This is a genomic window from Aeromonas sp. 82P (assembly GCF_051919365.1).
Lineage (GTDB): Bacteria > Pseudomonadota > Gammaproteobacteria > Enterobacterales > Aeromonadaceae > Aeromonas > Aeromonas veronii.
The window spans coordinates 1,915,350-1,939,798 of record NZ_JBQBEV010000001.1 but is presented as its reverse complement, the minus strand read 5'-3'; the positions used below and the strand labels follow the sequence as shown (position 1 = coordinate 1,939,798).

General features: G+C 61.9%; 14 protein-coding genes and 1 tRNA gene. 4 read left to right on the top strand and 11 right to left on the bottom strand.

All coding sequences use genetic code 11. The annotated features are described in order from the left end of the window. Positions 1 to 257 precede the first annotated feature (257 nt). From ACTG2S_RS08985 to ACTG2S_RS08960, 6 genes are all read right to left on the bottom strand, one after another. Entirely contained in the window at positions 258 to 1,127 is an 870-nt protein-coding gene (locus ACTG2S_RS08985; protein WP_201945482.1) for a hypothetical protein, read from the bottom strand. Further along, positions 1,124 to 5,098, bottom strand: coding sequence for a non-ribosomal peptide synthetase (locus ACTG2S_RS08980; protein ID WP_201945484.1), 3,975 nt, complete (start codon positions 5,096 to 5,098; stop codon positions 1,124 to 1,126). Before ACTG2S_RS08980 ends, ACTG2S_RS08985 begins: the two co-directional genes overlap by 4 nt. A 125-nt stretch (positions 5,099 to 5,223) precedes the next feature. Then, entirely contained in the window at positions 5,224 to 5,985 is a 762-nt protein-coding gene (dhbA, locus tag ACTG2S_RS08975) for a 2,3-dihydro-2,3-dihydroxybenzoate dehydrogenase (protein ID WP_201945487.1), read from the bottom strand. After that, the gene (locus tag ACTG2S_RS08970) at positions 5,982 to 6,929 is read right to left on the bottom strand and encodes an isochorismatase family protein (RefSeq protein ID WP_201945489.1); all 948 of its coding nucleotides are present in this window, start codon (positions 6,927 to 6,929) and stop codon (positions 5,982 to 5,984) included. Before ACTG2S_RS08970 ends, dhbA begins: the two co-directional genes overlap by 4 nt. Beyond that, entirely contained in the window at positions 6,926 to 8,578 is a 1,653-nt protein-coding gene (locus ACTG2S_RS08965) for a (2,3-dihydroxybenzoyl)adenylate synthase (RefSeq protein ID WP_201945491.1), read from the bottom strand. Before ACTG2S_RS08965 ends, ACTG2S_RS08970 begins: the two co-directional genes overlap by 4 nt. Then, positions 8,575 to 9,723, bottom strand: a complete 1,149-nt coding sequence (locus ACTG2S_RS08960) for an isochorismate synthase (protein WP_201945493.1) — start codon at positions 9,721 to 9,723, stop codon at positions 8,575 to 8,577. Before ACTG2S_RS08960 ends, ACTG2S_RS08965 begins: the two co-directional genes overlap by 4 nt. Positions 9,724 to 9,989: 266 nt before the next feature. On the opposite strand from ACTG2S_RS08960, the gene ACTG2S_RS08955 reads away from it, so the two are divergent. Next, a complete protein-coding gene (locus tag ACTG2S_RS08955) occupies positions 9,990 to 11,951 on the top strand; it encodes a TonB-dependent receptor domain-containing protein (RefSeq protein WP_201945494.1) in 1,962 nt (653 codons plus the stop codon). 124 nt (positions 11,952 to 12,075) lie between these two features. After that, positions 12,076 to 13,140 carry a 3-deoxy-7-phosphoheptulonate synthase gene (locus ACTG2S_RS08950; RefSeq protein ID WP_439982356.1) on the top strand — a complete coding sequence of 355 codons (1,065 nt, stop codon included), beginning with the start codon at positions 12,076 to 12,078 and terminating at the stop codon, positions 13,138 to 13,140. 77 nt (positions 13,141 to 13,217) lie between these two features. On the opposite strand, the gene ACTG2S_RS08945 is transcribed toward ACTG2S_RS08950, so the two are convergent. The 3 genes from ACTG2S_RS08945 to ACTG2S_RS08935 form a co-directional block, all read right to left on the bottom strand. Continuing rightward, positions 13,218 to 14,216 carry a LacI family DNA-binding transcriptional regulator gene (locus ACTG2S_RS08945; RefSeq protein ID WP_201945496.1) on the bottom strand — a complete coding sequence of 333 codons (999 nt, stop codon included), beginning with the start codon at positions 14,214 to 14,216 and terminating at the stop codon, positions 13,218 to 13,220. 177 nt (positions 14,217 to 14,393) lie between these two features. Then, a complete protein-coding gene (locus ACTG2S_RS08940; RefSeq protein ID WP_201945497.1) occupies positions 14,394 to 16,295 on the bottom strand; it encodes a transglycosylase SLT domain-containing protein in 1,902 nt (633 codons plus the stop codon). Between the two features lie 99 nt (positions 16,296 to 16,394). Continuing rightward, positions 16,395 to 18,899 carry a putative bifunctional diguanylate cyclase/phosphodiesterase gene (locus ACTG2S_RS08935; RefSeq protein WP_201945498.1) on the bottom strand — a complete coding sequence of 835 codons (2,505 nt, stop codon included), beginning with the start codon at positions 18,897 to 18,899 and terminating at the stop codon, positions 16,395 to 16,397. A gap of 368 nt (positions 18,900 to 19,267) precedes the next feature. On the opposite strand from ACTG2S_RS08935, the gene hpf reads away from it, so the two are divergent. Next, the gene (hpf, locus tag ACTG2S_RS08930; RefSeq protein ID WP_005334257.1) at positions 19,268 to 19,606 is read left to right on the top strand and encodes a ribosome hibernation-promoting factor, HPF/YfiA family; all 339 of its coding nucleotides are present in this window, start codon (positions 19,268 to 19,270) and stop codon (positions 19,604 to 19,606) included. 111 nt (positions 19,607 to 19,717) lie between these two features. Here hpf and ACTG2S_RS08925 read toward each other — a convergent pair whose 3' ends face one another. Beyond that, the gene (locus ACTG2S_RS08925; RefSeq protein WP_201903705.1) at positions 19,718 to 20,227 is read right to left on the bottom strand and encodes a VC2046/SO_2500 family protein; all 510 of its coding nucleotides are present in this window, start codon (positions 20,225 to 20,227) and stop codon (positions 19,718 to 19,720) included. A gap of 124 nt (positions 20,228 to 20,351) precedes the next feature. On the opposite strand from ACTG2S_RS08925, the gene ACTG2S_RS08920 reads away from it, so the two are divergent. Continuing rightward, positions 20,352 to 20,436, top strand: a tRNA-Tyr gene (locus tag ACTG2S_RS08920). 175 nt (positions 20,437 to 20,611) lie between these two features. Here ACTG2S_RS08920 and tamB read toward each other — a convergent pair. Beyond that, positions 20,612 to 24,412: an autotransporter assembly complex protein TamB gene (gene tamB, locus ACTG2S_RS08915; RefSeq protein ID WP_201945499.1), complete on the bottom strand. Its 3,801-nt coding sequence runs from the start codon at positions 24,410 to 24,412 to the stop codon at positions 20,612 to 20,614. Positions 24,413 to 24,449: the final 37 nt, after the last annotated feature.

Below are 24,449 nucleotides of genomic sequence, written 5' to 3'. Positions count from 1 at the left end.
CCGATGCTGGTGACACCTAGATGTAAATACTTTGTTAAATAAAAAGCAAAGAAATTTACTCAGGTAAGACCAGTAGAAACTTCTTTAAAGTAGCGAAGGAGCTGAATTTTCGGCGATGAGTGGCAAGGTATGCCGTAAATGGTGCAACTTTGCAGCACTGAACGCAGGATGCCAAATGTGAAAAAGGGGAGCCTTGCTCCCCCATTGAGTTACTTCAGTTAGCTGTTACTTCTGTCAGGGGTTACTCCAACCAGCAGTTACGCCAGCCAGTGTTGCAGCTGGCGGGCCATGCCAACTGGCAGCAAGTGAGCGCGACTCAGCAAGCGGCTGCGCCAGGGCTCGGCCAGCAAGGTCGGGCAAATTCGCATCTCCCGTCCCCGGTCAGCCACCCGCACCAACCTGTCGATAAGAGTTTCCAGCGGCGGATGCACCGGCCAGTGTGGATAGAGATCGGCAGTCGTGATACCGACCAGCTCGCACACCCGCTCCTCTTTCTCATCACCCTTCCCATCAACCATTGGCCAGGGGTGAAGCACCTGCAGCCAACCCGGTCTTGCCGCCTCCAGCAACTGGCCCAGCGTCGGCTGAGCAAAGTGGGGATCCCCTGCGGCTTTGAGCAGATGACGCGCCCCTGCCAGCACCACCACGCCGCGGGCGGGAAGTGTTAGAAGATAGTCGGCCAGCGCCTGATCCCGTCCCCTGTTGTGTTGCTGCCACCGCTCCGGGCTCATCTCCTGCCACTCGAATAAGGGCTCGCAGAGATGCACCCGCAGCCGCACATGTTCAGGGCGCGCCAGATTGCTCTGGCGCAGAGCGGAAAAGAGAGCCGGAAACTCGGGGGCCATCCAGGCAGGAAAGGCGCAGGAGTCGAGCCAGACCGGATAGAGCCGCGCCAGCGTCAGCGGCTCACCCTGCCAGCACTCCTCCCCCGTCAGCCAGGCATCGAGCAAGCCCTGATGGCGGCGGTTGCCGCACTCCAGCACCAGATCGGTCATGACTCCCCAGAGCGCCGGATCGCAGAGCCAGACGTGCTGGCGCCGGATAAAATCCGGGTGCCAGTGCGGCTCTCCCAGCCCTACCAGCTTGCCCGCCAGCAAGGCTTCCCGGATGGCGGCAACCGGGGTCATGCGTCCCCCTCCTGCCGGATGTACGGTTGTTGCCAGACCCCATCGACCCGCTCACCAATAAGGGCGCCGACCTGCGCCAGCCAGTCGGGATGCACCATCTCCTGATGGAGGCAGGGGAAGCGCTCATAGCGGATTTTGCCTTCTGTCAGCGACTCCCAACCGCGTCCATCCAGCCAGAGCTGGCGGGAAGCTGACGCCTCGATAAAGATCACCTCCCCGTGGTAGCAGTAGTCGACCGGCTGACGGATCAGCCGGTTGTTGTGGCCAACCAGCTCAATCATGGCGCTCACCACCTGCTCGTCGAGCATGGCCAGTGCACTCCCCTCTGCACCCAGTCGGGCCACCACGTCGCCCCGAGTAAGGGAATCGAGCGCCTCGTCCGCAACCGCAATGCCTCCCATCCGCAGCAACGCATCGAGCATCCGCTGCTCGTCGGGCAACGGCTGGGTCTGCCACTGCTGACAGGGGTAGGCATCGAGCAGCAGCACCATGGCCACCTCCTGTCCCTGCTCTTGCAGCATGGCGGCCATCCGGTGCACCAGCATCCCCCCGAGCGACCAGCCGAGCAGCCAGTAGGGCCCCTCGTTCTGCTGACGACGCAGCTCGGTCACATAGTCGAGGGCCAACTCGTCGAAGCTGACGGGCAGCGGGGCATCCGGCTGACAGAGCGCCCGCGCCTGCAGGGCATAGACCGCCATGTCGGTCGGCAGATGGGGCACCAGTGGCGCATAACACCAGCCGAGCCCCCCTGCGGGGTGGACGCAAAAGAGGGTGGGGCACGATGTGCCAGACTGCGCACCATGCGCCCGCAGGGGCAACAGCATGGGCATCGCCTCCCGCTCGCCGCCAAGACGACGCGCCAGCTGGGCAGGGCTCGGTGCTTCGAACAGACTGGCCAAAGTGAGCGCCTGTCCGGTCGACTCTTCAATGCGCACCACCAGTTGCGCCGCCAGCAGGGAGTGGCCGCCGAGGGCAAAGAAGTTATCGTCGGCGCCGACCCGCGCCAGCCCCAGAACCTCGGCGAAGAGGCGACAGAGCCGCTCCTCCAGCAGGTTTTTCGGCAGTGACTGACCCACCGCCGACGCCATGTCGGGCAGTGGCAGCCCCTTGCGATCCAGCTTGCCATTGGGAATGAGCGGCAGCTCAGCCAGAGTGACCAGGAGCCCCGGCACCATGTAGTCAGGCAAGGCAGCGCCAAGGGCAGGTGTAAGCTCGGCCAGCGTCAGCTCTGTGCTATCTGCGGCCACCACATAGGCCACAAGACGGCGATTGCCGGGGGTAAATTCGGGGGCCAGCACCACCGCCTGCGCCACCCGGGGATGGCGCAGCAGCACCTGCTCGATCTCCTCCAGTTCGATGCGTTGACCGCGGATCTTCACCTGAAAATCGAGGCGCCCCAGATACTCAATAGCGCCATCCTCACGCCAGGCGGCCAGATCGCCGCTGCGATAGAGCCGTCCCGCCCCGAAGGGGTTGGCAATAAAGCGCTCGGCGGTGAGCTCGGGCTGGCCAAAGTACCCCTCCGCCACCTGCACACCGCCGATCCAGAGCTCCCCCGCCACACCGGGCGGCACCGGCTGCAACCAGGGGTCGAGAATGTGGATGCTGGTATTCCAGACCGGATAGCCGATGGGCACGCTGGTCACCACCTCGTCTGCCCGGCAGGGATACCAGGTGACATCCACCGCCGCCTCGGTCGGGCCATAGAGGTTGTGCAGGGGGGCTGAAAATGCCCCATACCAGCGCTGCACCAGATCCGCGGGCAGCGCCTCGCCGGAGCAAAATACCTGCCGCAGGGCGCGGCAACGGGCAGGCTCGGCCTGAGTGACAAAGATCTGCAGCATGGAGGGGACAAAGTGCAAGGTGGTGATCCCGGCCTGCTCAATCAGCTCGGCAAGGTAGGCGGGATCCTTGTGGCCGCCCGGTTTGGCGAGCACCAGCCTCGCACCGGTCATAAAGGGCCAGAAGAACTCCCAGATGGAGACATCGAAACCGGCCGGGGTCTTTTGCAGCACCCGATCCGCCGGGCCGATGGGATACATGTGCTGCATCCAGAGCAGTCGGTTGACGATGGCGCCGTGGCTCACCACCACCCCTTTGGGCCGACCGGTCGAACCGGAGGTGTAGATGATGTAGGCCGCATCTTCCGGCCCGGGGGCTGGCAGATCACAAGGTGCTACCGCCGCCAGCTGCTCTGCGACACCGGGGGCATCGAGGCAGACAAGTGGCGCGGCCACATCGAGCGGCATCCGCAAGGTGCGACTGGTCAACACCAGCGCAGGATCGCTGCTGGCGAGAATGTAGCCGATCCGCTCCGCCGGGTAGTCCGGGTCAACGGGTACATAGACGGCCCCCACCGCCATGATGGCCTGCTGGGCGAGAATAAGCTCAGGAGAGCGCGGGATCGCCACCGCCACCCGACAACCGGGGCCCACTCCCCTCCCCGCCAGATAGCTGGCCAGCTGGCGGGTACGCTGACGCAGCTCGGCCACACTCCAGCGCTCGGCGCCACACTCCAGCGCGATGGCGCTCTGATCTGCCGCCGCCAGCCCCTCGGCCAGTAGTGCGCTCAGGGTGGTGGTCGGCAACGGATGGTCGGTTTGGTTCCAGCGCGCCAGCTCAGCCTGCTCGCAGGGCAACAGCAGCGGCAAGCGCACCGCCAGGGCCTCGTCACCCGCCTCACTCCAGGCCGCCAGATAAGCTACCAGCCGGGCCAGATGACGTTCACTCTCCTGTTGGCTGAAGCGCCCCTGATGTGCTTCGAGGGTCAGGGTCATCGCGCCAGCCTCCTCGGCAAAGTAAAAGGCGCACTCCTCCACCGGCCCCGCCGCCAGCACCTGCACCTCGCCACGAACCTGGTTGTGCCCTTCACCAAAGCTGAGGGTACGGGCAAAGGGCATCAGGTTGACCTGAGGGCCAAACAGCGGCTGGCCCGGCTGACGCTGTTGCAACCACTCCTGACGGCAGCCCTGATGACGGCGCAGGGCGGCAAATTGCCGCTCGACCTGTGCCAGCAACTCCCCTACCCGGCTGGTGCCGCTCAGCTCGATGCGCAGGGGCACCACATTGACCTTCATGCAGGGGGTATCGGCCGCCGCTGAGCCCAGCCGCCCCATCAGCGGAATACCTAGCACCACCTCGCCAGCGCCGCTCATCCGCTGCACATAGTTGGCCACCGCCGCCAGCAGCAGACTGTATGGGTGACAGGCCGAACGACTCGCCCGTGCCACCAATGCCTGCCACTGGCGGCCAGCCAGCCGCTGCTCAAGACGATATGTGGGGCCCGGCCCTTGCGCCGGACGGCGGGAGAGCGACGCCGGATTCTCCACCCCGGCCAGCTGCTGCACGAAGAAATCGCGATCCCGCGCGGCGCGCGGTGAATCTTGATAGGCCACCTCCTCGGCCAGCAACTCCTGCTGGGTCGCATAGTGGCAGGGTGCTGGCTGCTCGCCGACGCAGAGCGCCTCATACCAATTGGCCACCCGCTGGCAGAGCAGGCTCAGGCCAAAGCCATCGATGGCGATATGGTGCACGGCAATAAACCAGGCCCACCGCCCCTCACCAAGGCGATAGAGGGTGGTGGCAAACAGCGGCCCCCCGGCCAGATTGAAGGGGACGGCCAGCTGCGCACGCATCTCGACCTGCGCGGCCGCGAGTGGGTCGGCTTCGCTGCGCAAATCTCGCTCTGCCAGCTGCCAGCAGGCGGGGTTGGCCACCATCTGCGGGCCATCGGCAGTAGCCACAAAGGCGCAGTGCAGACCGGGGATCTCGTCGATAGTCTGGCGCACCGCGCGGGTGAAGTGATGGGGAGCCAGCCCCCCCTCCAGCAGCCAGTACTCGCCGGTATTGCAGGCGGGGCTCTGCGGATATTTTTGCTGGGCAAACCAGATGCCAGCCTGAGCTGTGGTTAGCGGCCAGCGCGGGTGCTCACCGCGCTGGTGGGTGGCGCGCATCGCCATTGTCTGTTCCATGGGAATGTCCTTGCGCAAACATCGAGCGGGCAGCGACTTACCCCTGCCCGCATGGCTGAAAAGCGAGGAGGCCAGGCCTCCTCCATAAAGAGAGTGTCACGCCTGCCAGATCGGCAGCGCGCGGGCTAGACCCCCAATGTGGCACCGCCATCGACCACCAGATCCTGCAGGGTGATATGGCTGGCGGCATCGGAGGCGAGAAACAGCACGCAGGCAGCCACCTCGTCGGGTGTTCCCAATTTGCCAAGGGGGATCCCCAGCTTGAACTGCCCGGGCAGGCCCGCGATGGTGCGCAGCTCCCCTTCGCGCTGTTCCCCCTCCTGCCACATGCCGTACAGCATCGGGGTACGGGTCGAGCCCGGTGACACCAGATTGCAGCGCACCCCATAGGGGGCGAGTTCCAGCCCTGCCGTTTGGGTGAGACTGGTCAGCGCCGCCTTGGAGGCGCCATAGATGCCCATCCCCACTCGCGGCACCCGACCGGCATTGGAGGAGACATTGACGATGGCGCCCCTGCGCCGCCCCTGAAACCAAGGGGTCAGGGCCCGCATCAGGTAGAAGGGGGCGAAGGTGTTGATGGCGAAGGTGCGCAGCAACAGAGCGTCATCCACCTCATCGAGCCTGCCGGTCGCCAGTACGCCCGCGACATTGACCAGCACATCGGGCCCCAGTCCCTCGTCCAGCAGCTGTTCGCAGCAGCGGGTCACGGCCTCGCTGTCGCTGACATCGATCACCACTCCCTTCACGTTGCCGGGCAGCGCCTCGGCCAGTTGCAGATCGAACGCCACCACGCTGGCTCCCGCCTCTGCAAAGGTGCGTGCCACCGCATGGCCAATTCCCTGCGCCGCGCCGGTCACCCAGACGGTTCTGCCTTGCCACTCGCTCATGGGGTGCACTCCGGTTCGCTGACGTGCTCTTCGTTGACCTGATAAGCCGTGCCCTGACTGACATTGGGTTGACTGGTATTAAGCTGACGGGAGAGGAGCGCCCACCAGTGAGCCAGGGTCGGCGTGCGGGCCAGCTCGGCCAGCTCCACCACCAGCCCCTGCTGGCGCCACTCTTCCACCAGCCCCATCACCGCCAGCGAGTCGAGACCGTAGTCGAGCAGGTTGTCATCCTCGGTGGGCTGCTCATGCTGCATCTCGGCGGGCAGCCGCGCCAACACCTGAGCACGCAGCGACTCGCGAGTCTGGGGGCGTTTGCTGGCCGCCATCACCTCGGCCACGGTAATCACCCGACCGGCATTGCGGCTGACGTAGGATAGCGCCAGCAGATGATCCTCGCGGGAGAAGTCGGCGATGGCATCAGCCACCAGGAAGGGGCGGATATCGCGCATAAAAGCATCGACCGCCGTCTGCATCACCCCGATATGACCGTAGATGCCGCAGATCACCAGCTGATCCCGCCCCCATCCGGCCATCAGCTCGGCCAGCGGTGAGCGGCAAAAAGCGCTGTAGCGCCACTTGGTCAGCACCGTATCCTGCGGCTCGGGGGCCAGCGCCGAAACAATCGGCTGACGCTCCGGCGCCCGGGTCAACCCCGGCCCCCACATGTCGTTGAGCAGCGCCCGATCGGCCTGACTCTGCTCGGCGGGCTGGGCGGTATAGACCACCGGCATGCCAAGAATACGTGCCTGACGGATCAGGGTGGCGATATGGTCGATGACCTGATTGATCAGCGGATTGCCCGGCCCGTAGAAGTCGACGAAATAGTGCTGCATATCGTGGACCAGCAAGGCGGCGCGGCCCGGTTCGAAGGGCCAGTTCACCCGCCCGGTAGGCAGCTCCTCGGCGGTAGGCAGCGGATAGGCGGCGAGGGATTGAATGGTCATGCACACTCCTTGGCGAGCTGCTCGCGCAGCGTCTGTTTGTCTATCTTGCCGACCGGGGTGTGGGGCAGTTGCTCCACCAGCACCAGGCGATCGGGTAGTTTGTAATCGGCCACCCCCTGCTCGCGCAGGAAACGGCGCAAGCGGGGCAGATTGAGGGGCTCGCGGCACATCAGAAAGGCGCAGCTGCGCTCCCCGAGCATGGGATCCGGCATGGCGACCAGTGCCGCCTGCCGCACCTCCGGGTGGGTCAGCAACAGCTCTTCAATCTCGAGGGCATCGATCTTCTCCCCACCCCGGTTGATCTGATCCTTGTTGCGCCCCACCACCATCAGATGACCACTGGGCAAGCGGCAGACCAGATCGCCGGAGCAGTAGAAACCGTCCCGGTCGAAGGCGCGCTGATTGTGGGCATCGGCCTTGAAGTAGCCGCGAAAGGTGTAGGGGCCACGTGTCCAGAGCTCGCCGCACTCGCCATCGGGCAAGGGGCGCCCGTCGCTGCCTCGCACCTCCACCTCGTCGCCCGGGCTCATCGGGCAACCCTGGGTATTGACGATGTGCCACTGGTCATCCTCGGTGCGGGTGTAGTTGACCAGCCCCTCGGCCATGCCGAACACCTGCTGCAAGCGGCAGCCGAGGCGGCTCGCCACCACCTCGGCGTGAGCCGGGCTGAGGCGCGCACCGCCCACCTGCACACACTCCAGAGAGGTCTGCGGATAGTGGCTGGCCACCTCCAGCCAGAGCGCCAGAGCCGGTGGCACCAGTGCCGCCCAGTTGACCTGATGGCGCTGCACCAGCGGCAGACAGGTTACTGCAGAGGGATCCTTTGCCAGCACCACGCAGCCACCGGCATAAAACACCCCGAGTGACCCGGGGGAGCTCAGGGGAAAGTTGTGGGGCGCTGGCAGGGCGCATAGATAGATCACCCGCTCATCCCAACCGCACACCGCTACGCTCTGGCGCACGCTGTAGCCATAGTCATCGTGGGTACGGGGGATCAGTTTGGGGGTGCCGGTGCTGCCGCCGGAGAGCTGGAAAAAGGCAACTTGATCGGCAGGAGTCGGTGTAGGGGTTAACGCAGTAGCCGCCAACGGCGAACCATCAGCACGGGCTATCAGGTCAGGCTGACGCCATGCAAATCCTGACTGAAGATCGGAGCCTTCAGCCTGCTCGAACAGCAGTGTCTGGCAAGAAGGCGATACCCGCTCATCAAGAGCCGCCAAGCTCCCCGCTTCACCGGCAAAGCCGGGATGGGAGGGGCTGAGTACCAGCAAGGTGGGCTCAATCTGGCGGGCAAAGGCCACCAGCTCGCGCCGCTGATGGCTGTAGAGGGCATGCACCGCCACCACGCCGCAGCGGATCAGGGCAAACCAGCAGATATAGAACTCGGCGCAGTTGGGCAACTGCACCAGCGCGGTATCGCCATGGCCCAGCCCGCACGCGGCCAACCGCGCCGCCAGCGCATCGACCTCACGCTTTAACTGGCCATAACTGAGGGTGCGTTCGCCACAGATCAGGGCCGTGCGCTCGGGATCACGTTCGGCAGAGTCATCGAGCAGGGCGGTGAGCGGTTGTCCGCGCCACCACCCTTGTGCCCGGTAGTGGGCTGCCAGCTCGGCGGGCCAGGGGGTAAAGGGTACCAGCGGCTTCATGTTGTCACCTCCGGCTCCCGGTTCTCGAGGCCAAAGGCGCGCAGCATGGTGCCAAGCTTGGCGGCGGTCTCTTGCCACTCTGCTTCCGGCGAAGAGCCCACCACCACCCCGGCGCCGGCATAGAGCCGCAGCTGTCTGCCGGCAAGCACGCCACAGCGAATGGTGACTACCCACTCGCCATTGCCGTCGGCATCCATCCAGCCGACTGCGCCGCAGTAGAAGCGGCGATCGTACCCCTCAAGCCGGGCGATGGCCTGACGCGCTGCCGAGAGCGGCGTGCCGCACACCGCCGGTGTCGGGTGCAGTGCCAGCGCCAGAGCCAGCACGGGAGAGGGCTCATGGAGCCGTCCGGCGATGCGGGTCGAGAGGTGCCACATGGTAGGAGTGGCGATCACCTGCGGCTCCTGAGGGACGTCCAGCTCGCGGCAGAAGGGAGCGAGGGCGGTGGCGACCGCATCGGCCACCAGCGCATGTTCATAGCGATCCTTCTGCGCCCCCAACAGTTCGACACAGGCCGCCTGTTGATCGGAAAACGCGTGGCGCGGACGGGAACCCGCCAGCGGATTGCTCACCACTTCCATCTCGCTGCGTGACACCAGCAGCTCGGGGCTGGCGCCAAGCAGGGTCTCCCCCTCCGGCAGCGGGACCTGGAACACATAGGTGCCCGGATTCTGGGCCAACAGAGAGCCATAGGCGTGTGCGGGGGAGGTCTGCTCTGCGCTCTGCACATCGATGGCGCGCGACAACACCACTTTCTCGAGCTGCCCCTCGCTGAACTGCTGCAACGCTGCCCGCACCGCCCCCTGATAGTGGGCAGAGCCGGTCACTTCACTCACCTCGCCATGGAGCTGGCAACAGCTGGCGGGCAACATCGCATCCCTTGCGACCCACTGCGATTGCGCCGGGATCACCAGATGCCAGGGGGATTGGGTGTCAAACGGAATGGCGCCGATGGCGATGGGATTGACCATCCCCTGCTGGCGCAACTGACGCAGATGGGCGAGCAGCTTCTCCGGCGGGATACCGGTAAAACTGTCGTGGATACCGGAGGCGACCAGTACCCTGTCACCGCTGGCAAAACAGCACACTTTATCCAGCCCGGCAGTTGCTGCGGGCCACTCTCCTTCCAGTGCATGGTCACACATGACGGTGCTACTCCTTGGAATGAATCACTGCCTGACACGACTTAAAGTGAGTCATTTGACTCACCAGATGTCAGGGTGAACGGCATCCTAACAAGGAGCGAAAAAACGATCAATACAAATGAGAATCAATTTCATTAACTTCTTTTTAGTCAAAAGAAGGTGACGAACGAAACTGAACTTCGCCGATAAAAAAGAGTTGCGATCGGAGCAAATTCAATTTGATAATGATAATGCTTATCATTTGTATATTATGGAAGATGTAAATAATGAAATCCTCAACCTCCCGTTTTATTGCTCCCAGCCTGCTGGCCACCACCATCGTCACTCTGCTGACCCAGCAAGCGATCGCCGCCAGCAACGCCCCTCAAGCCGATGAGGTGATCACCGTCACCACCACGGCGCACAATACCCGCTCAGCACCGGCCTCCATCTCTGTCATCACGGCAGAACAGATCGCCGCCGCACCGGTCAATGACCTTGCCGACCTGCTGCGCCACGAAGTGGGCATTCAGGCTGAAGCTGACACCAATGGCCGCAGCGATATTGGCATTCGCGGCATGTCCGGTAAATACACCCTGGTGCTGGTGGATGGCAAACGCCTCTCCTCCTCCAATGCTCTGTGGCGCGGCGGCAACTTCGACAACACTCCGGTTCCCCTTGGCATGATCCAGCGGGTCGAGGTGATCCGTGGCCCCATGTCGGCACTTTACGGCTCCGATGCCATCGGGGGTGTCATCAACATCATCACCAAGCAGCCGGGCAAAACCTGGCAAGGGGCGGCCGATGCCGACTTCAAGGCCATCGAGGGCAAGGATGGCGGCGATCAGCACAGAACCAACCTGGGCTTTACCGGCCCGCTGACCGACAACCTGCTGATCCGGATGAACGGCGAGGTGTATGACCGTCAAGCCTGGACCCCCACCGAAGCCGCTGACGGCATCCCCCTTATCGAAGCCAAACAGACCCGCAACTTCGCCTCCACCCTCAGCTGGCTGGTGGATGAGCAGCAGCGCTTCGAGCTGGATTACCTCTACAACCAGGATGAGCGGCCTCTCGATATCTTCCGCAAAATCGGCAACAAGGTGCACAGCCGCCAGCAGCAAAACGATCGCAACCTGTTTGGTCTGACCCACAAGGGGAACTGGAGCTGGGGTGACACCACCGTCATGGTCAACTACGAAAGCTCCAAGATAGATGACTTCAACGACATTCTAAAAATCCACCAGCAGCCTAAAGAAGAGAACAACTTTACTTTGAAGGGCTACACCAACCTGACGCTGGCCAACCACTACCTGACCCTGGGTGGTGAATATCTGGATCGGGAGCTGGTGGATGCGGTGAGTTACCAGGATATCGGCGGCAAGGAGAGCAACTCCCAGGAGGCGCTGTTCGCTCAGGACGAGATCGGTCTGACCGACAGCCTGAGCCTGACTCTCGGTGGCCGCTACGATCACCACGGGCTCTACGGCAGCCACTTCACCCCGCGCGGCTATCTGGTCTATGAGATGAACGATGTGGTGACCGTGAAAGGCGGTGTCAGCCAGGCCTTCAAAGCGCCGGCCTCGCATCAGTATACAAACGGCTACAGCACCGAGAGCTGTGGAGGCCGCTGCAGCATCTATGGTAATGACAAGGTCAAACCGGAAACCAGCACCAACTACGAGCTGGGGGTCATCGCAGGAGAGGGGATCTGGGAGACCAGCGCCACCCTCTTCTACTCGGACATAGACGACATGCTAATCAACAAGGCGTTACCTGGTCCTCAAAAGCAATATTCTGACCGCACCTGGTACAACCTGGAGAAAGCCACCACCAAGGGGTTGGAGCTGACCGGCAAGCTCGATCTGACCGACGATATCAACCTTGGCGCCAACTACACCTACCTCAAGGCGGAAGGCGATCAGGGTCAGGCTCTGCCCGAGCGGCCGGAGCACAAGGCCAACGCCAAGATCACCTGGCAGGCCACCGAGCGGGTCAATGCCTTTGTCGGCACCACCTACACCGGCACCCAGTTTGCCGAGCAGACCGTCAACAAGGTTGTCGTACTGCACAAGCTGCCCAGCTATCAGACCTTCGATCTCGGCACCGGCTTCAAGGTCACCGAGAACTTTGACCTGCGACTGGGGATCAACAACCTGACCGACGTGCGCCTGCAAGAGAAAGATACTGTCTTCCAGAACGTCGAACCGGGTCGCAGCTACTACGTCAGCGGCTCAGCCCGCTTCTAAGGTAGCCAGGTCGATATAACAGAGCGCGGGCCCATGCCCGCGCTCTGTTAACCAAGAGAATAAGGGGGAGATCCCCACTGGACAGCAAAGAGCATGCAGATTTCCATTTTCATCAGGATCGCTCATGTTCACCTCACTTCTGAATGCTTCACCCCTTGCCACATTGCCCACCCCTGACGAGATGTTAAAGGCCAGACCCTGTCCGGCACGGCTCGCTCGCCAGATCGCTCGCAGCCGCCAGCAAGCACGCCATATTCTGCTGGGAGAGGACGACCGCCTGCTTCTGGTGATCGGCCCCTGCTCCATTCACGATCCAGCAGCCGCCCGCGACTATGGTGGCCGGCTGGCTGAACTGCAGGGCCAATACGGGGAGCAGCTGCAACTGATGATGCGCACCTATTTCGAAAAGCCGCGCACGACGCTCGGCTGGAAAGGATTTATCTTCGATCCCGACCTCGATGGCAGCGATCGGCTGGAAAAGGGCCTATCCCAGGCCCGGGAGTTACTGTTGGCACTTGGACAGGAAGGGCTCGCCTGTGCCACCGAATTTCTCGATCTCACCAGCATGCTCTATCTGGGGGATCTCATCAGCTGGGGCGCTATCGGTGCCCGCACCACCGAATCCCAGCTCCACCGCCAACTGGCCTCGGCCCTCCCCTGCCCCATCGGTTTTAAAAACGGCACCGACGGCAATATCCGGATCGCGGTCGAGGCGATCCTCGCCAGCCGGGCAGCCCACCTCTATACCCAGCCTTCAGGTGATGGCCAGCTGGCACTGGTGCGCAGCCATGGCAACCCCGACTGCCATCTGATCCTGCGCGGTGGCCGCCTGCCCAACTATCAGAGCTGTCATGTGGCAGAGGCTGGCGAGCTGCTGCGCCAGCATCATCTGTCACCCCGGCTGATGATCGATTGCAGCCACGGCAACAGCCAGAAGCAGCATGCCCGCCAGCTGCTGGTTGCCCGTGACATTGCCAACCAGCTGGGGGCAGGTAGCCATGCCATCGCCGCCATCATGGTGGAAAGTTTTATCTGCGAAGGGCGTCAGGAGATTGGCAGCAAACCGCTGCGCTACGGCCAGTCGATCACCGATAGTTGTATCGGCTGGGAACAGACAAGGCGGCTTCTCGATATGGTGGCAGAAGGGGTGGAGGCACGCCGCCAGCAGCGGATCGCCCTAGCGGGATAAATAGCGGATTAGAGAGATAACGCAGAAAAGAGTGTGGCCCCGATGGGGCCACCTTGTTGTTCACTGTCTGACGCACGTCAGGCGACTGACTCACGCTCCACCAGCTGGGCTTCAAACTTGAGCGCCAGGCCGTCCACCGGCTTGTGATCGAGCAGACGCAGCGCCAGCTCGGCTGCGCGGCTGCCCATCTCCTCGATGGGGTAACGCACCGTGGTGAGCTTGGGATAGATGTAGCGGGCGTAGGGGATATCGTCGAACCCCACCACCGATACCTGCTGCGGGATCTTGTAACCCCGCTCCAGCAGGCAAGAGATCGCCCCCGCCACCATACCGTCGTTGAAACCGAGCACGGCCGTGAACTCGACACCACGGGCCAGCAGTTCACTCATCGCCACATAGCCGCCATTTTCGTCGGCATAGGCGCGGCTGACGAGTGCAGGATCAAAGGCGATCCCGGCTCTGGCCAGAGTCTGGGTGTAACCGGCCATCCGCTGCTGACCATCGACAAACTCTTCATCATCGGAGGTGATAAAGGCGATGTTGCGATGACCGGCATCCAACAAATGCTGGCACGCGGTGGTGATCCCCGCCTGGTTATCGAGCCAGACGCAGCGATCTTCCGCGCCCGGCACCTGACGGTTGATGAACACGATGGGGGTAGAGCCTGTCGCCAGCTCGCTCAGCTCCTCGTCCGGGAGCGCCTTGCTGTGGAGGATCAGCGCATCGCACTGGCGCTGCAGCAGCGCCTGAATGGCGTGACGCTCGCGCGCGATATCGTGGTTGCCAGACATGACGATGGTGAACTTGTTGGCCTGATCGACCATGGTTTCGATGCCACGCATCATCTGGGCAAAGAAGGGGCCGCCACAGAGGTCGCCAACCAGCACGCCAATGCAGTTGGAACGCTTGCTGACCAGTGCCTGGGCAAAACTGTTGGGTCGAAAATTCAGTTCCTTCATGGCCGCCAGTACGGCCTCACGCTTTTCCGGTGCTACCTGTGCCGTGTTGTTGATAACCCGCGACACGGTGGAGATAGACACATTTGCCAGCTGAGAAACGTCTTTAATCGTTGCCACTATCCATTCCTTTATTGTGGGGGAACCTGTCGGTGCCGACGCCCGAGTATACCCTGCGGCCTGATGCAATTCCCGGAGCCAGGTCACCAGGCATGTTTCCTTTGGTAACAAAACCTTACCCGATGATACCCGGCAGCAGGGAAATTTGAAAACAGGGGCCGGCTGGCGGCCCCCGACTCAATAGGCGTGATTGAGCTCCCGCTCTGACATGAAGCGCAGCGGCTGCTGCAGCTTGTGCTGATAGATGAGATCGAACGACAACACGTTTTGCACGTAGTTGCGGGTCTCCTTGTAGGGGATGCTCTCGACCCACACGTCCATCGGCTTGTTGTCACTCTGCTCTCGCCAGCGTTTTACCCGTCCCGGCCCGGCGTTGTAGGCGGCGGCCGCCAGGATCCGGTTGCCATCATAGACATCCAGCAAGCGCTTGAGATAGGCACTCCCCAGACGAATATTCATCGTCGGATCAAACAGTTGCTGCTCGTTGCGATAGGGCACCCCCAGCTTGCCGGCAGTCTCTTTGGCAGTAGCAGGCATCAGTTGCATCAGACCGCGCGCCCCCACCGGCGACTGGGCCAGCGGATAGAGAGCACTCTCCTGACGGGAGATGGCGTAGAGCAAACTGGTGTTCATGGTGCGCTCTTGCGCCATCTGGGAGAAGGTGCGCTTGAGCGGCAGCGGGAAGCGCAGGTCCAGGGCATCCCACGCCTCGGCGCGAATGCTGGCGAGAATGGCCAGCTCGTGCCAGCCCTGATTGAGGGCGATATGGCCAAACTCGATGCGCTGGGCCACCGGGTTGCGATCCATGTTGTGGATCCACTCCGAACGGGCCGCTGCAATCTCGTTCATCGACAGAAGCTCGCGCACCCGCAACAGGAAGGGCCAGCGCTGACTGGCCGTGCGCCAGTCCGGTACATGCTTGACGCTCTGGTTCTTGATGCGATAAGGCACGCCGGTGCGCTGGGCGGCCATGAAACCGTAGAAACCGCGCAGGTTGGCGGTCTCCAGATAGAGATCCCGCGCCGGTTTTTGCAGCCCCTGCACTTCAAGGGAGCGCGCCATCCAGTAGCGCCAGCGATCCTCTTTCTGACGGGCCATCGGCATCATCTTCACCCAGCCGGAGAGGCCACGCCAATCCTGTTCCCAAATCGCAAGACGTGCCCGCAGCTCGGTGATATCGGGATCCGCCAGCTTTTTCACCGTGCTGTCGACCCAGCTGCGCTGGGCAATGGAGCGATCCAGCAGCAGGCGGCGGGCAATGGCACGCTCTACCGGTTTCACCTCGGCCTGGGTCAGGCCGAAACGGCTGCGAAACAGCGCAAGCTGGCGCAGCACCGACTCCGGCTCCTGATTGGCATAGCGGGTCAAACCGAGGGAGAGCAGCTTGCGGGAATAGGGGTTGCTGCTGAAATAGGCCGGGTTCATCGCCTTGGCTGGCTGCTCGAACAGGGTCACCATCTGATCGCCATAGCTTTGCAAGCCGCTACCCAGGGTCGCGCCAAGATGGCGGATCAGATTGGGGTTTTCCGCCTCGAACGCCAGCGTCATCCGCTGCCAGAGCTTCTCCTGGGTACGCTGACCGGATGCCTGCCACAGCTGGAACAGCGCTGAGCAGGCATCGGGACGGGATTGGCCGCTCATCCAGATCTTGTCCGCCCCCTGCAACGCCTCTTTCGGCTTGCCGGTGTAATAGAGCGCCTGATAGTGCATGCAGAGCAGATCGGTGGAGCTCGGCTTGGCCGGATAGAAGCGCAGGAACTGCGACCACTGCTGGCTCTGGGCCAGATAGGTCAGATAGCTGCGCTCCAGCCGGTTGGACTGGGGGGTATCCCCATGCTGGCGGATAAAGCGGGTCACATCGTTGTAATCCGCCGCCCCCGGACGAAAGGCGAGCTGATAGTAATCGAGGTAAGGGAGCAGGGGGTAATGGGTCAAACGGGCACGAATTTGCTGGAAACGGGCCTGATCATTGGCCCGTACGGCGTCATACGCCTGACGGTAGAGCGTCTGGTCGGCAGTCTGCGCCATCAGGGTCGGCACGAACAGCGCCGACAAAACAATTCCCCATACAGCTTTCACTGAACATCTCCATTGAGGGCAATACACCGCCCGGTGGCGGTGGGTCTACTGCCTCTCATTCTACCCGTTGCCGGGCAGCGCTACAGCGGGGAGCAGGGACTATTTTTCTGACTCGCTCAGCTGCATTTCACGCAGTTGCTCCGGTCTGGTCAACCGCTGTACATATTTCTCCAGATAGGGCACCGGCAGCGGCTTGGAAGCGAGATAGCCCTGATAGAAACTGCACCCCTGCGCCTTGAGAAACTCCAGTTGCTGACGGGACTCCACCCCTTCCGCCGTGACGTTGAACCCCATATGTCGCGCCATGGCGATCACCGCCTCGACGATGGCCATGTTGTCGCCATCTTTCGGGATGTCCTGAATGAATGAGCGGTCGATCTTGAGCTCATCGGCAGGCAGCCGCTTGAGGTAGCTCAGGGAGGAGTAACCGGCGCCAAAATCGTCGATGGCAAAGCTGATGCCGAGCTCCTTGAGCTCGGTCATCTTGCTGATGGTGTCCTCGGCATGACCCAGCACCACGGACTCGGTGATCTCCAGATTGAGGCAGGCCGGATCCATGCCGGTTTGCGCCAACACATCGTGGATCCGCTCGACAAAATCGGTGGCATGGAACTGCTTGGCACTGACGTTGACCGAGATCTGCGGAATGTGGATGCCGTTCTCCTCCCACAGCACATACTGGGCGCACGCCTCGTGCAGCACCCAGTTGCCGATATCGACAATCAGGTCCGTCTCCTCGGCAATGGGAATAAATTCGGCCGGCGAGACCAGCGAGCGACCGGCCGGCTGCCAGCGAATGAGCGCCTCGACACCGATGATATCGCCGCCATCGACCATATGCTGGGGCTGATAGTAGAGTGTCAGCTCTTGCTGGCTGAGGGCGTTGCGCAATTCGTTGTGAATGAGCAGACGGCGATCCGCCTGCTGCTGCATCGAGGCATCGAAGAAGCGACGGGTCTTGCGGCCAGCGGACTTGGCCTGATACATGGCGGTATCCGCCTGCTTGAGCAGATCATCGACCCCCTGCTCCCGATCCGGAAACAGGGTAATGCCGACACTGGCGCCGATGTGCAGCACCTGCCCCACATAGGTATAAGGAGCGGCAATCTCGGTGATGAGCCGCTCGGCAATGATATCGGCCTGCATCTCAGCCTGGGGCGGGCTGGCCGAGAGCGATGGCAGCAGCAACACAAACTCGTCACCGCCGAGGCGGGCCAGACAATCCCCCTGTCGCACCAACCGTTTGAGACGGGCGGCGACCTCCTTGAGCAGCCAGTCACCGGTAGCGTGACCGAGGGAGTCGTTGATGGTCTTGAAGTGATCGAGATCGATAAAGAGCAGCGCGCCAATCAAGCCATCGCGGGTCGCCTCGTTGAAGGTCTGCACCAGAGTCTCGTGGAGCTGACGGCGATTGGGCAATCCGGTCAGCTCGTCGTAATAGGCGAGATCCTGAATGCGTCGCTCGGCCGCCTTGCGCTCGGAGATATCCTCGAAGCAGATGACAAAGTGGCTGATCACCCCTTTTTCATCCTGCACCGGTGTCACTATCTCCCACTGGGGATAGGTGTGACCATCGACATGGCGACGCTGGGTCTCCCCCTGCCAGCGGCTGAGGGTATTGAGCTCGTAGCCGAGCCCCCCCAGATTTGGCCAGAGATCCTCTTCCAGATGCAGGCCCAGCACCGACTGGCTGTCAAAGCCGGTGATCTGACTGAAGGCGTTGTTGACCCGCAGGATCTTGAACCCCGGATCCGTAATGATAATCCCTTCGTGGGTCTCGAATGCAACGGCAGAGAGGCGCATTTGTGCATCGGATTGCAGGCGCTCCAGCTCGGCCACCATCCGTACCGAGAAGGTATTGAGCACCGAGGTGAGGTTGCTGGTATCTGCCGGGGCCGAATAGAGCAGCGCCAGATGGCCCAGAAGTTGGCCTCTGGCATCAAACAGCGGCTGACCATAATAAGTCTGCCCGGCCGCCAGCCAGGGTTGATACTCCTGCGACTCGTCGATCACCTCGAAGCAGATGGCCCCTTGCTTGTAGAGCTCCTGACAGGGGGCTCCCGCCAGCGGATAGTCCTTCTGCGCCAGCCCGTCGGCGGCCAGCACTTTGACCCGGTCGGCACCGCACAACTCCCCCACCCAGACCGCATCCACCTTGAGGATATGGGCCAGCTGGCTGACCAGGGTATTGAAGAAATCGAGCCCGGTGCGGGCAGAGAGCGCCTGCGCCAACTGGGTGAGCAGGGTGGTTTGCAGCAATGGCAAAGAGAGATTGAGGGAGGAGACCGCACTGTTGGCGGTATCAAGAGGGGCCAGCCAGCCACAGCAGATCTGCTGGGTGGGCACAAACTGGCCGCTCCAGAGCACATGGTTGAGCTGCCCCTGATCATCTTTCAGATGACCGATGAACTGTTCAGGCAGATGTGATTCATGAAGCCGGACGAGAAAGTCGGCAAAACCGGCCTCATCTTCCGGTAACAGGCGAGTAGCCCAGGGATGATTGCCCTCCCCTTGCCACTGCTGGTAGGCCCCCTGATCAGAGAGACTCCACTGATCATGTTGCCGATCGAAAAACCACATGACTTGCGTGGCCTGCTGCTTCATTTACCACTCCAACACAACAACCAACCACGTTTGATGTCCAATCAGGCATAGCAACGCCCCCTGCATCCGCTCATCAGATCAGAGGTTGCGAGGGAAGAGTACAAACATGCGATATCAAGCAGTGGAAACCGGACATGAGGTCGACACGAAGTGCTGCCAAGAAGGGACAGAAACGATCCTATTCCCGTCATACTGCCTGCCAGTTTCATGGAGCTCAAGCTGTTTTTGGCACGAAACCGGAAAAGATCACAATTTATAAGTTGCTGAATAGCCAAGGGAAGGTTATGTGACATGGATCACATTTCAATCTTTACCAATGAGTAATCTGAAGGTGAAGACACAAGCAAGACGACCCGAAGGGGGCCAATATGAAAATCGAAATTACCAGCAAAATCATCGACATCACCCCGGCTATCCGCGAGCGCATCGAATCCCGTTTTGAAAAGCTCGAACGTCTTCAGGTGCCTCTCATCACACCCCATGTGATTGTTTCCAAAGAGCGTCTGATGTTCACTGTCGAAGCCAGTGCTGGCATCCCCAACGGCAAACTGTTTGCCCAGGCAGAGCATGAGGATCTCTACGCCGCCATCAACGAACTGGGGCAAAAACTGGAGCGCCAACTCAACCGTCATACCGAAAAGCCGATTGCCCGTCGTGCCAATGCTGCGCTCAAAGAGCAGCCGCAACCGGATGAAGCTGACGCTTGATAGCATGCCGCACGGCTAAAAATTCCAAAGAGCATAAAGGCGGTGTCACCCGCCTTTTTGTTGCCTGTGATTTGCCGACAAGCATCGCGTTACACCAGTGAACAGGCGCCATCAACTGAGCCAGTGCAACCGGGTATCCACCCCCTGTTGCAAACGGTCGAGGATCGGCAGCAATACCAGCGGATCCTCTTGGCGTGGCATATCGGCCAGCTTTCCTTGCAACCGCTCCCGCGCCAGCGGCGACAGGTTGTCGTAGACAGCCTCATCCAGCAGCGGCTGTTTGACCGCCAGCGGCGGTGTTTGCAGCGCCAGCCAGAGCCGCACATCCACCATGCTTCCCCCTTGCTGCAACCGCTCATTGATGGCACTACAGTCACTCCCCGCCCCTTCAGCCACCAGCACCTCTGCCGGTCTCAGCGCAAAGTGCAGACGCCAGTCACGGCTCTGGGGAGTGGCCGCCGGTTTGGCATCAAACCAGGGCTGCTCCTCCACCGCATCGGTCAGCAGGGCCAGATGCAACCGGAAATCAGCGCGATCGCCATGCTGCAGGTCACGGTTGAGGCGCTGCCCCAACTGGCCCTCATCGACGAGCAGGTGATTACGGATTGAACTGGGCAGCATGAGATAACTCTCGAAAATGGCGATTTCACTGGTTATCGGCCACAAATCCAATTCTTTTAATGGAAAAATCCTGCTTGGGGGTTCACAAAACCGGAAGATCTGTTAGTATGCGCCTCGCACTTGTGGAGGGGTTCCCGAGCGGCCAAAGGGATCAGACTGTAAATCTGACGGCTCTGCCTTCGAAGGTTCGAATCCTTCTCCCTCCACCATCATTCAGAAAACCCGGCCTAGCGCCGGGTTTTCGCATTTCTGGTCTGCCCAATCCGTTATTCCTCTACCCTCCAGCCCCTTATCGCTGTTTGCCTGCAGCCGATCGTGCAATAAAAAACGGGAGGTCTGTGCCTCCCGTTTACGTTCATATCAGCCCTGTTACGGGATGATGCGTTACAGAGTAAAGCGATAGAAGATATCGACCGCCTGAGCCACCCCGCTCATCGCCTGCAGATAGAGTCGTGGCAATACCTCGTAGCGCAGCTTGAATTCGGCGATGGGGCTGAAGACCCCGACCCCGTACTGGAACTGCAAGCCCGGCAGCAGATAGGCCGACAGCGTCACCTGGGTGTTGTCACCACTGCCCGCGGTATCGAGGGAGACATCGCTCATCCCGAGCGACTCGCCGATGCTCGACACCACGCCATTGGCCTGATTGACCGCACCGGCCACCAGCAGACCGTTGAAACCGCCATCTTCTCCGTTGGTTTGCAGCCCTTTGCCGCGCAGCAGATAGGAGAGCTGTTCCGACTGCGCCATCTGCGGCTCGGAGTAGACAGTTATCTCCGGCTTGCTGGCAGGGCCAGTCACCCGCACCCCGACCGTCACCTGACCTTCGATGGTATCGGGATCCCGGTTGGCCTCGATGTTGAGGAAGGGCCGATCCAGCGGACCGGAGAAGAGGATCCGCCCCTCCTTGATGATGAGGTTCTGACCATAGGCCTTGAAGCGGCCATTGGTCAGCACCAGCTGGCCGTTGCCTGCCAGCGGTTTCTCGGGATCCTGACGGATATTGAGGCCACCGGAGACATCGGTCTTCAGCCCCATGGCATCGAGCTTCACATCGTTGCCAAGGCGGATCGCCACCTTCATCGCCAGCGGCAGGCTGGCCTGCTTGGTAACCGGGGGCAGATCGTCATAGACCACCGTCACATCGTCTGAGACCGCCACCGCCGAATCCGGCAGGCTCTTGACCAGAATACGTGCCCAGGGAATATCCACCTGACCGGTAATGCGGGTCTCCTCCCCCAGCGACACCGCGATATCGGGCGAGACTCTGACCCTGCCCATGCCCGGATATTGCGCCTCCAGATCCTTGCCCTGAATGGTGAGGCTGCCGCTGACCGGCATCTTGGCCCAGCTGAGCCAGCCGCCCAACGCCAGCGGTCCCTTGCCCACCAGCATGGAGCCATCGAGCTCGGCGCGATTGCCCTCGATCTTGAGGTGGGTCACCAGCTTGGTCAGGGTCACCATATCGGAGTGAGTCTGCACTTCACCGTCACGCAGGTTGAGCTGACCAAACAGCAGGGGCGCTGCCAGCGTGCCGTCGAAACGGGCATCGGCGGAGATGATCCCTTGCAGGGAGCGCACCTCAGGGATGAGCGGCGCAAAGGTATTAAGCTTGAGGTCGTCAAACTTGAGCTGACCGCCGAGCAGACCGCGACCGGCAGGCTCCCTGATCAGCAAATCGGTATCGATATTGCCGATCTGCTTGGAGGCAAAATCGAGGCGAATGGCCGCCTGCTGCCGCTCGAAATCCAGGGCCAGAGCCAGCTGCTGATAATCAGTCTTGAGACCATCTGCCACAAAAGTGCCCGGCGTGGTGCGCACCACCGCATGCAGGGTCGGCTGATTGCCACGCCAGCTGGCGCGGCCATCGGCGGAGAGCATCGCCTGCCAGCGGAAGTTGTCCGGCAACCAGGGGCGCAGCCGCTTGAGATCAAACTCGCTCAGGGCAAACTCCAGAGTCCCCTGGGCAGCGGAAACCTGACTCCCCTTGACGCAGAGGCTGGCACCCTGGGAGCCGAGGCAGAGATCCCCCATCGCCAGCCGCTGACGCGGCAGATCGAGATCCAGCGCCCAGGGGGAGCTCAAGTCCCAACGGCGCAGCGGGGTTTTCAGCCGCAACTCGGAGAGCGCCCCGCGCCAGTGATCCCCGCGCACGCCGCCACCCAGTTTGAGGTTGGCCGCAACAGGGTCACCCTTCATGGTCAGTGTCAACAGATGCTGACTGATATCGCCGCTGAGGTTCAGGGCCAGCTGGCTGAGCTTGGTTTCGCCCTGTTTCAGCTGCGCCACCAACAACGCGAGCTCACCGGCCGGTTTGGCGCCGATCACCGCATTGCCCTTGAGGCTAATACCCTTCAGGTCGGTGCCGGCATAGTAGAGCCGGTTGGAGGCCAGATCCGCATCGATTTTTGGCGTCTGCTGATTGCCACTGACCTTCACCTGTCCCTTGATATCCCCTTTCAGGCCGGGATAGATACCCCCCAGCTGGGGAGCCTGCAGGTTGGCATCGAGCTTCCATTGGGCAGTGCTGATGCTGCCCTTGGCCTGCAACTGGTTGGGGCCACTTTGCAGCGAGAGCGCCGGGATCTGCCACTCCATCTTGTCATTACCGCTAAGCTCCCCCTTGAGGGCCAGCGGGTACTGGTTGAGTTTGCCATCCACCTTGAGCTTGGGCAGTTTCAGCTCCCAGTGACCCGCCTCGTTCATCACGAAACGGCTCTCCAGCTCACCGGCCAGCGTCCCTTTCAGCTCAGGCAGCAGCTCGGCCGGATTGATCCCCTTGAACAGGGTGGTTCCCTGCCACTCGATCCCCTTGTTCCAGGCGAGCTTGCCATCGAGTTTGAGCTCCCCCTTGAGAGCGTTGAGCTGCAAGGCGATCTTGCTGAGCCGCTCCAGATCCCCCTTGCCGTCCAGCGCAAGCTTGAAGGGGGGGACATCGGTCCCCTTGCCGGAGGTATTGAGGGCAAACTGGTAGCCGGAGAGCTTGCCCTTGGCGGTCAGGCTCCCCTTGTCCAGCCGATAGCTCGGCTCATCTTTGGCAGGCTTGTGAAGAGGCCAGCCGAGGCTCTTCCAGTCGAGGGCCACATCAAAAGGCAGAGCCGGGTCGAGGGCGGCCAGCGAGCCCTTGAGACTGGCGGCGACCGGCCCCTTGGCCGACAACGCCAGCCCCAGCTTGCCGACCGAACCGCTCAGCGCCAGCGTGGCCTGCTCCCCCTGCAGCTCGCCATCCAGCAGCCCCTTGCGGGCCTTGGCATCCAGGGTCACCGCCAGCGGGTAGTCGTCACTGAGCTGGATGTGCCCCTTGAGCGCCAGATCGGCCATGGCATGGCGCAGCGAGAGCTCGCGCACCTCGATGCGATCGTCGGCAGCGGTGGCCGAGAGCAGCAGCCTGTCGAGCCCTTCGATCAACTCGCCCTGCTTATATTGCACCCGGGTCGCGCTGACCCCTTCCAGCTTGATGGGGAAAGGAAGATGAATGGCGGGCAGGAGAATGGGGGCAGCCTTTGCCGTATTTGCAGCTGGCGCCCCTTTGCCCTGTTTGGCTGTCTCGGCGCTGGCCTTGTCGTTGCGCGCCACCGCAGCACCGGCTTGCTTCTCGTTAGCGGCCGGCTGCTTGGCAGATTTGGCTGCGCTGGCGGGTGCCGCGTCATCCAGCGTCACCGTCAGGTTATCAAGCACCGGGCCGCGTACAATCAGCCCCTTGCGGTTGAGGGTGGCGCCGATATCGAGGGATCCCAGCGTCACGGCAACACCGGGTACCGCCAGATCGAGGTCAGCCACCTTGAGGCTGTCGACCTGGATCTTGAGTGGCAGCGGGCGCCAGACAAAGGGTTCGGAAGGCTCTTCCGGGGCAGGCTCGGAGTCGGCTACCTTGACCACCGGATGGGTCACCGCCAGGGATTTTATCCAGAGCTTCCCCTGCAGCAACTTGCCCAGATCCCAGTCGAGCACGGCGCGATCCACCGTCACATCCACCAGCTCATCCTGCCAGCCGGCCCCTTCCAGGGTCCAGCCATAGCCAAGCTGACCGGCCACCAGCTCCCCCTTGAGGGAGGGCAGCGCCGCCCTGGCCTGTTGCCACAGCCACTTGTTGCCCTGATGGGTAAAGCCCAGCAGGCTGACGCCGATGAGCAGCAGGAACACCAGCCCCATCAGCCAGAGAAAGATGCGTTTTAGCCAGATCACAATGCAGACCCCCGCGCAAGATACAGCCGCAGCGGCC

What these genes read in the sequence shown, in the direction of transcription:
- ACTG2S_RS08985 (WP_201945482.1), bottom strand. Translation starts at nt 1,127, where the DNA reads ATGACCCCGGTTGCCGCCATCCGGGAAGCCTTGCTGGCGGGCAAGCTG.
- ACTG2S_RS08980 (WP_201945484.1), bottom strand. Translation starts at nt 5,098, where the DNA reads ATGGAACAGACAATGGCGATGCGCGCCACCCACCAGCGCGGTGAGCAC.
- dhbA (WP_201945487.1), bottom strand. Translation starts at nt 5,985, where the DNA reads ATGAGCGAGTGGCAAGGCAGAACCGTCTGGGTGACCGGCGCGGCGCAG.
- ACTG2S_RS08970 (WP_201945489.1), bottom strand. Translation starts at nt 6,929, where the DNA reads ATGACCATTCAATCCCTCGCCGCCTATCCGCTGCCTACCGCCGAGGAG.
- ACTG2S_RS08965 (WP_201945491.1), bottom strand. Translation starts at nt 8,578, where the DNA reads ATGAAGCCGCTGGTACCCTTTACCCCCTGGCCCGCCGAGCTGGCAGCC.
- ACTG2S_RS08960 (WP_201945493.1), bottom strand. Translation starts at nt 9,723, where the DNA reads ATGTGTGACCATGCACTGGAAGGAGAGTGGCCCGCAGCAACTGCCGGG.
- ACTG2S_RS08955 (WP_201945494.1), top strand. Translation starts at nt 9,990, where the DNA reads ATGAAATCCTCAACCTCCCGTTTTATTGCTCCCAGCCTGCTGGCCACC.
- ACTG2S_RS08950 (WP_439982356.1), top strand. Translation starts at nt 12,076, where the DNA reads ATGTTCACCTCACTTCTGAATGCTTCACCCCTTGCCACATTGCCCACC.
- ACTG2S_RS08935 (WP_201945498.1), bottom strand. Translation starts at nt 18,899, where the DNA reads ATGAAGCAGCAGGCCACGCAAGTCATGTGGTTTTTCGATCGGCAACAT.
- hpf (WP_005334257.1), top strand. Translation starts at nt 19,268, where the DNA reads ATGAAAATCGAAATTACCAGCAAAATCATCGACATCACCCCGGCTATC.
- ACTG2S_RS08925 (WP_201903705.1), bottom strand. Translation starts at nt 20,227, where the DNA reads ATGCTGCCCAGTTCAATCCGTAATCACCTGCTCGTCGATGAGGGCCAG.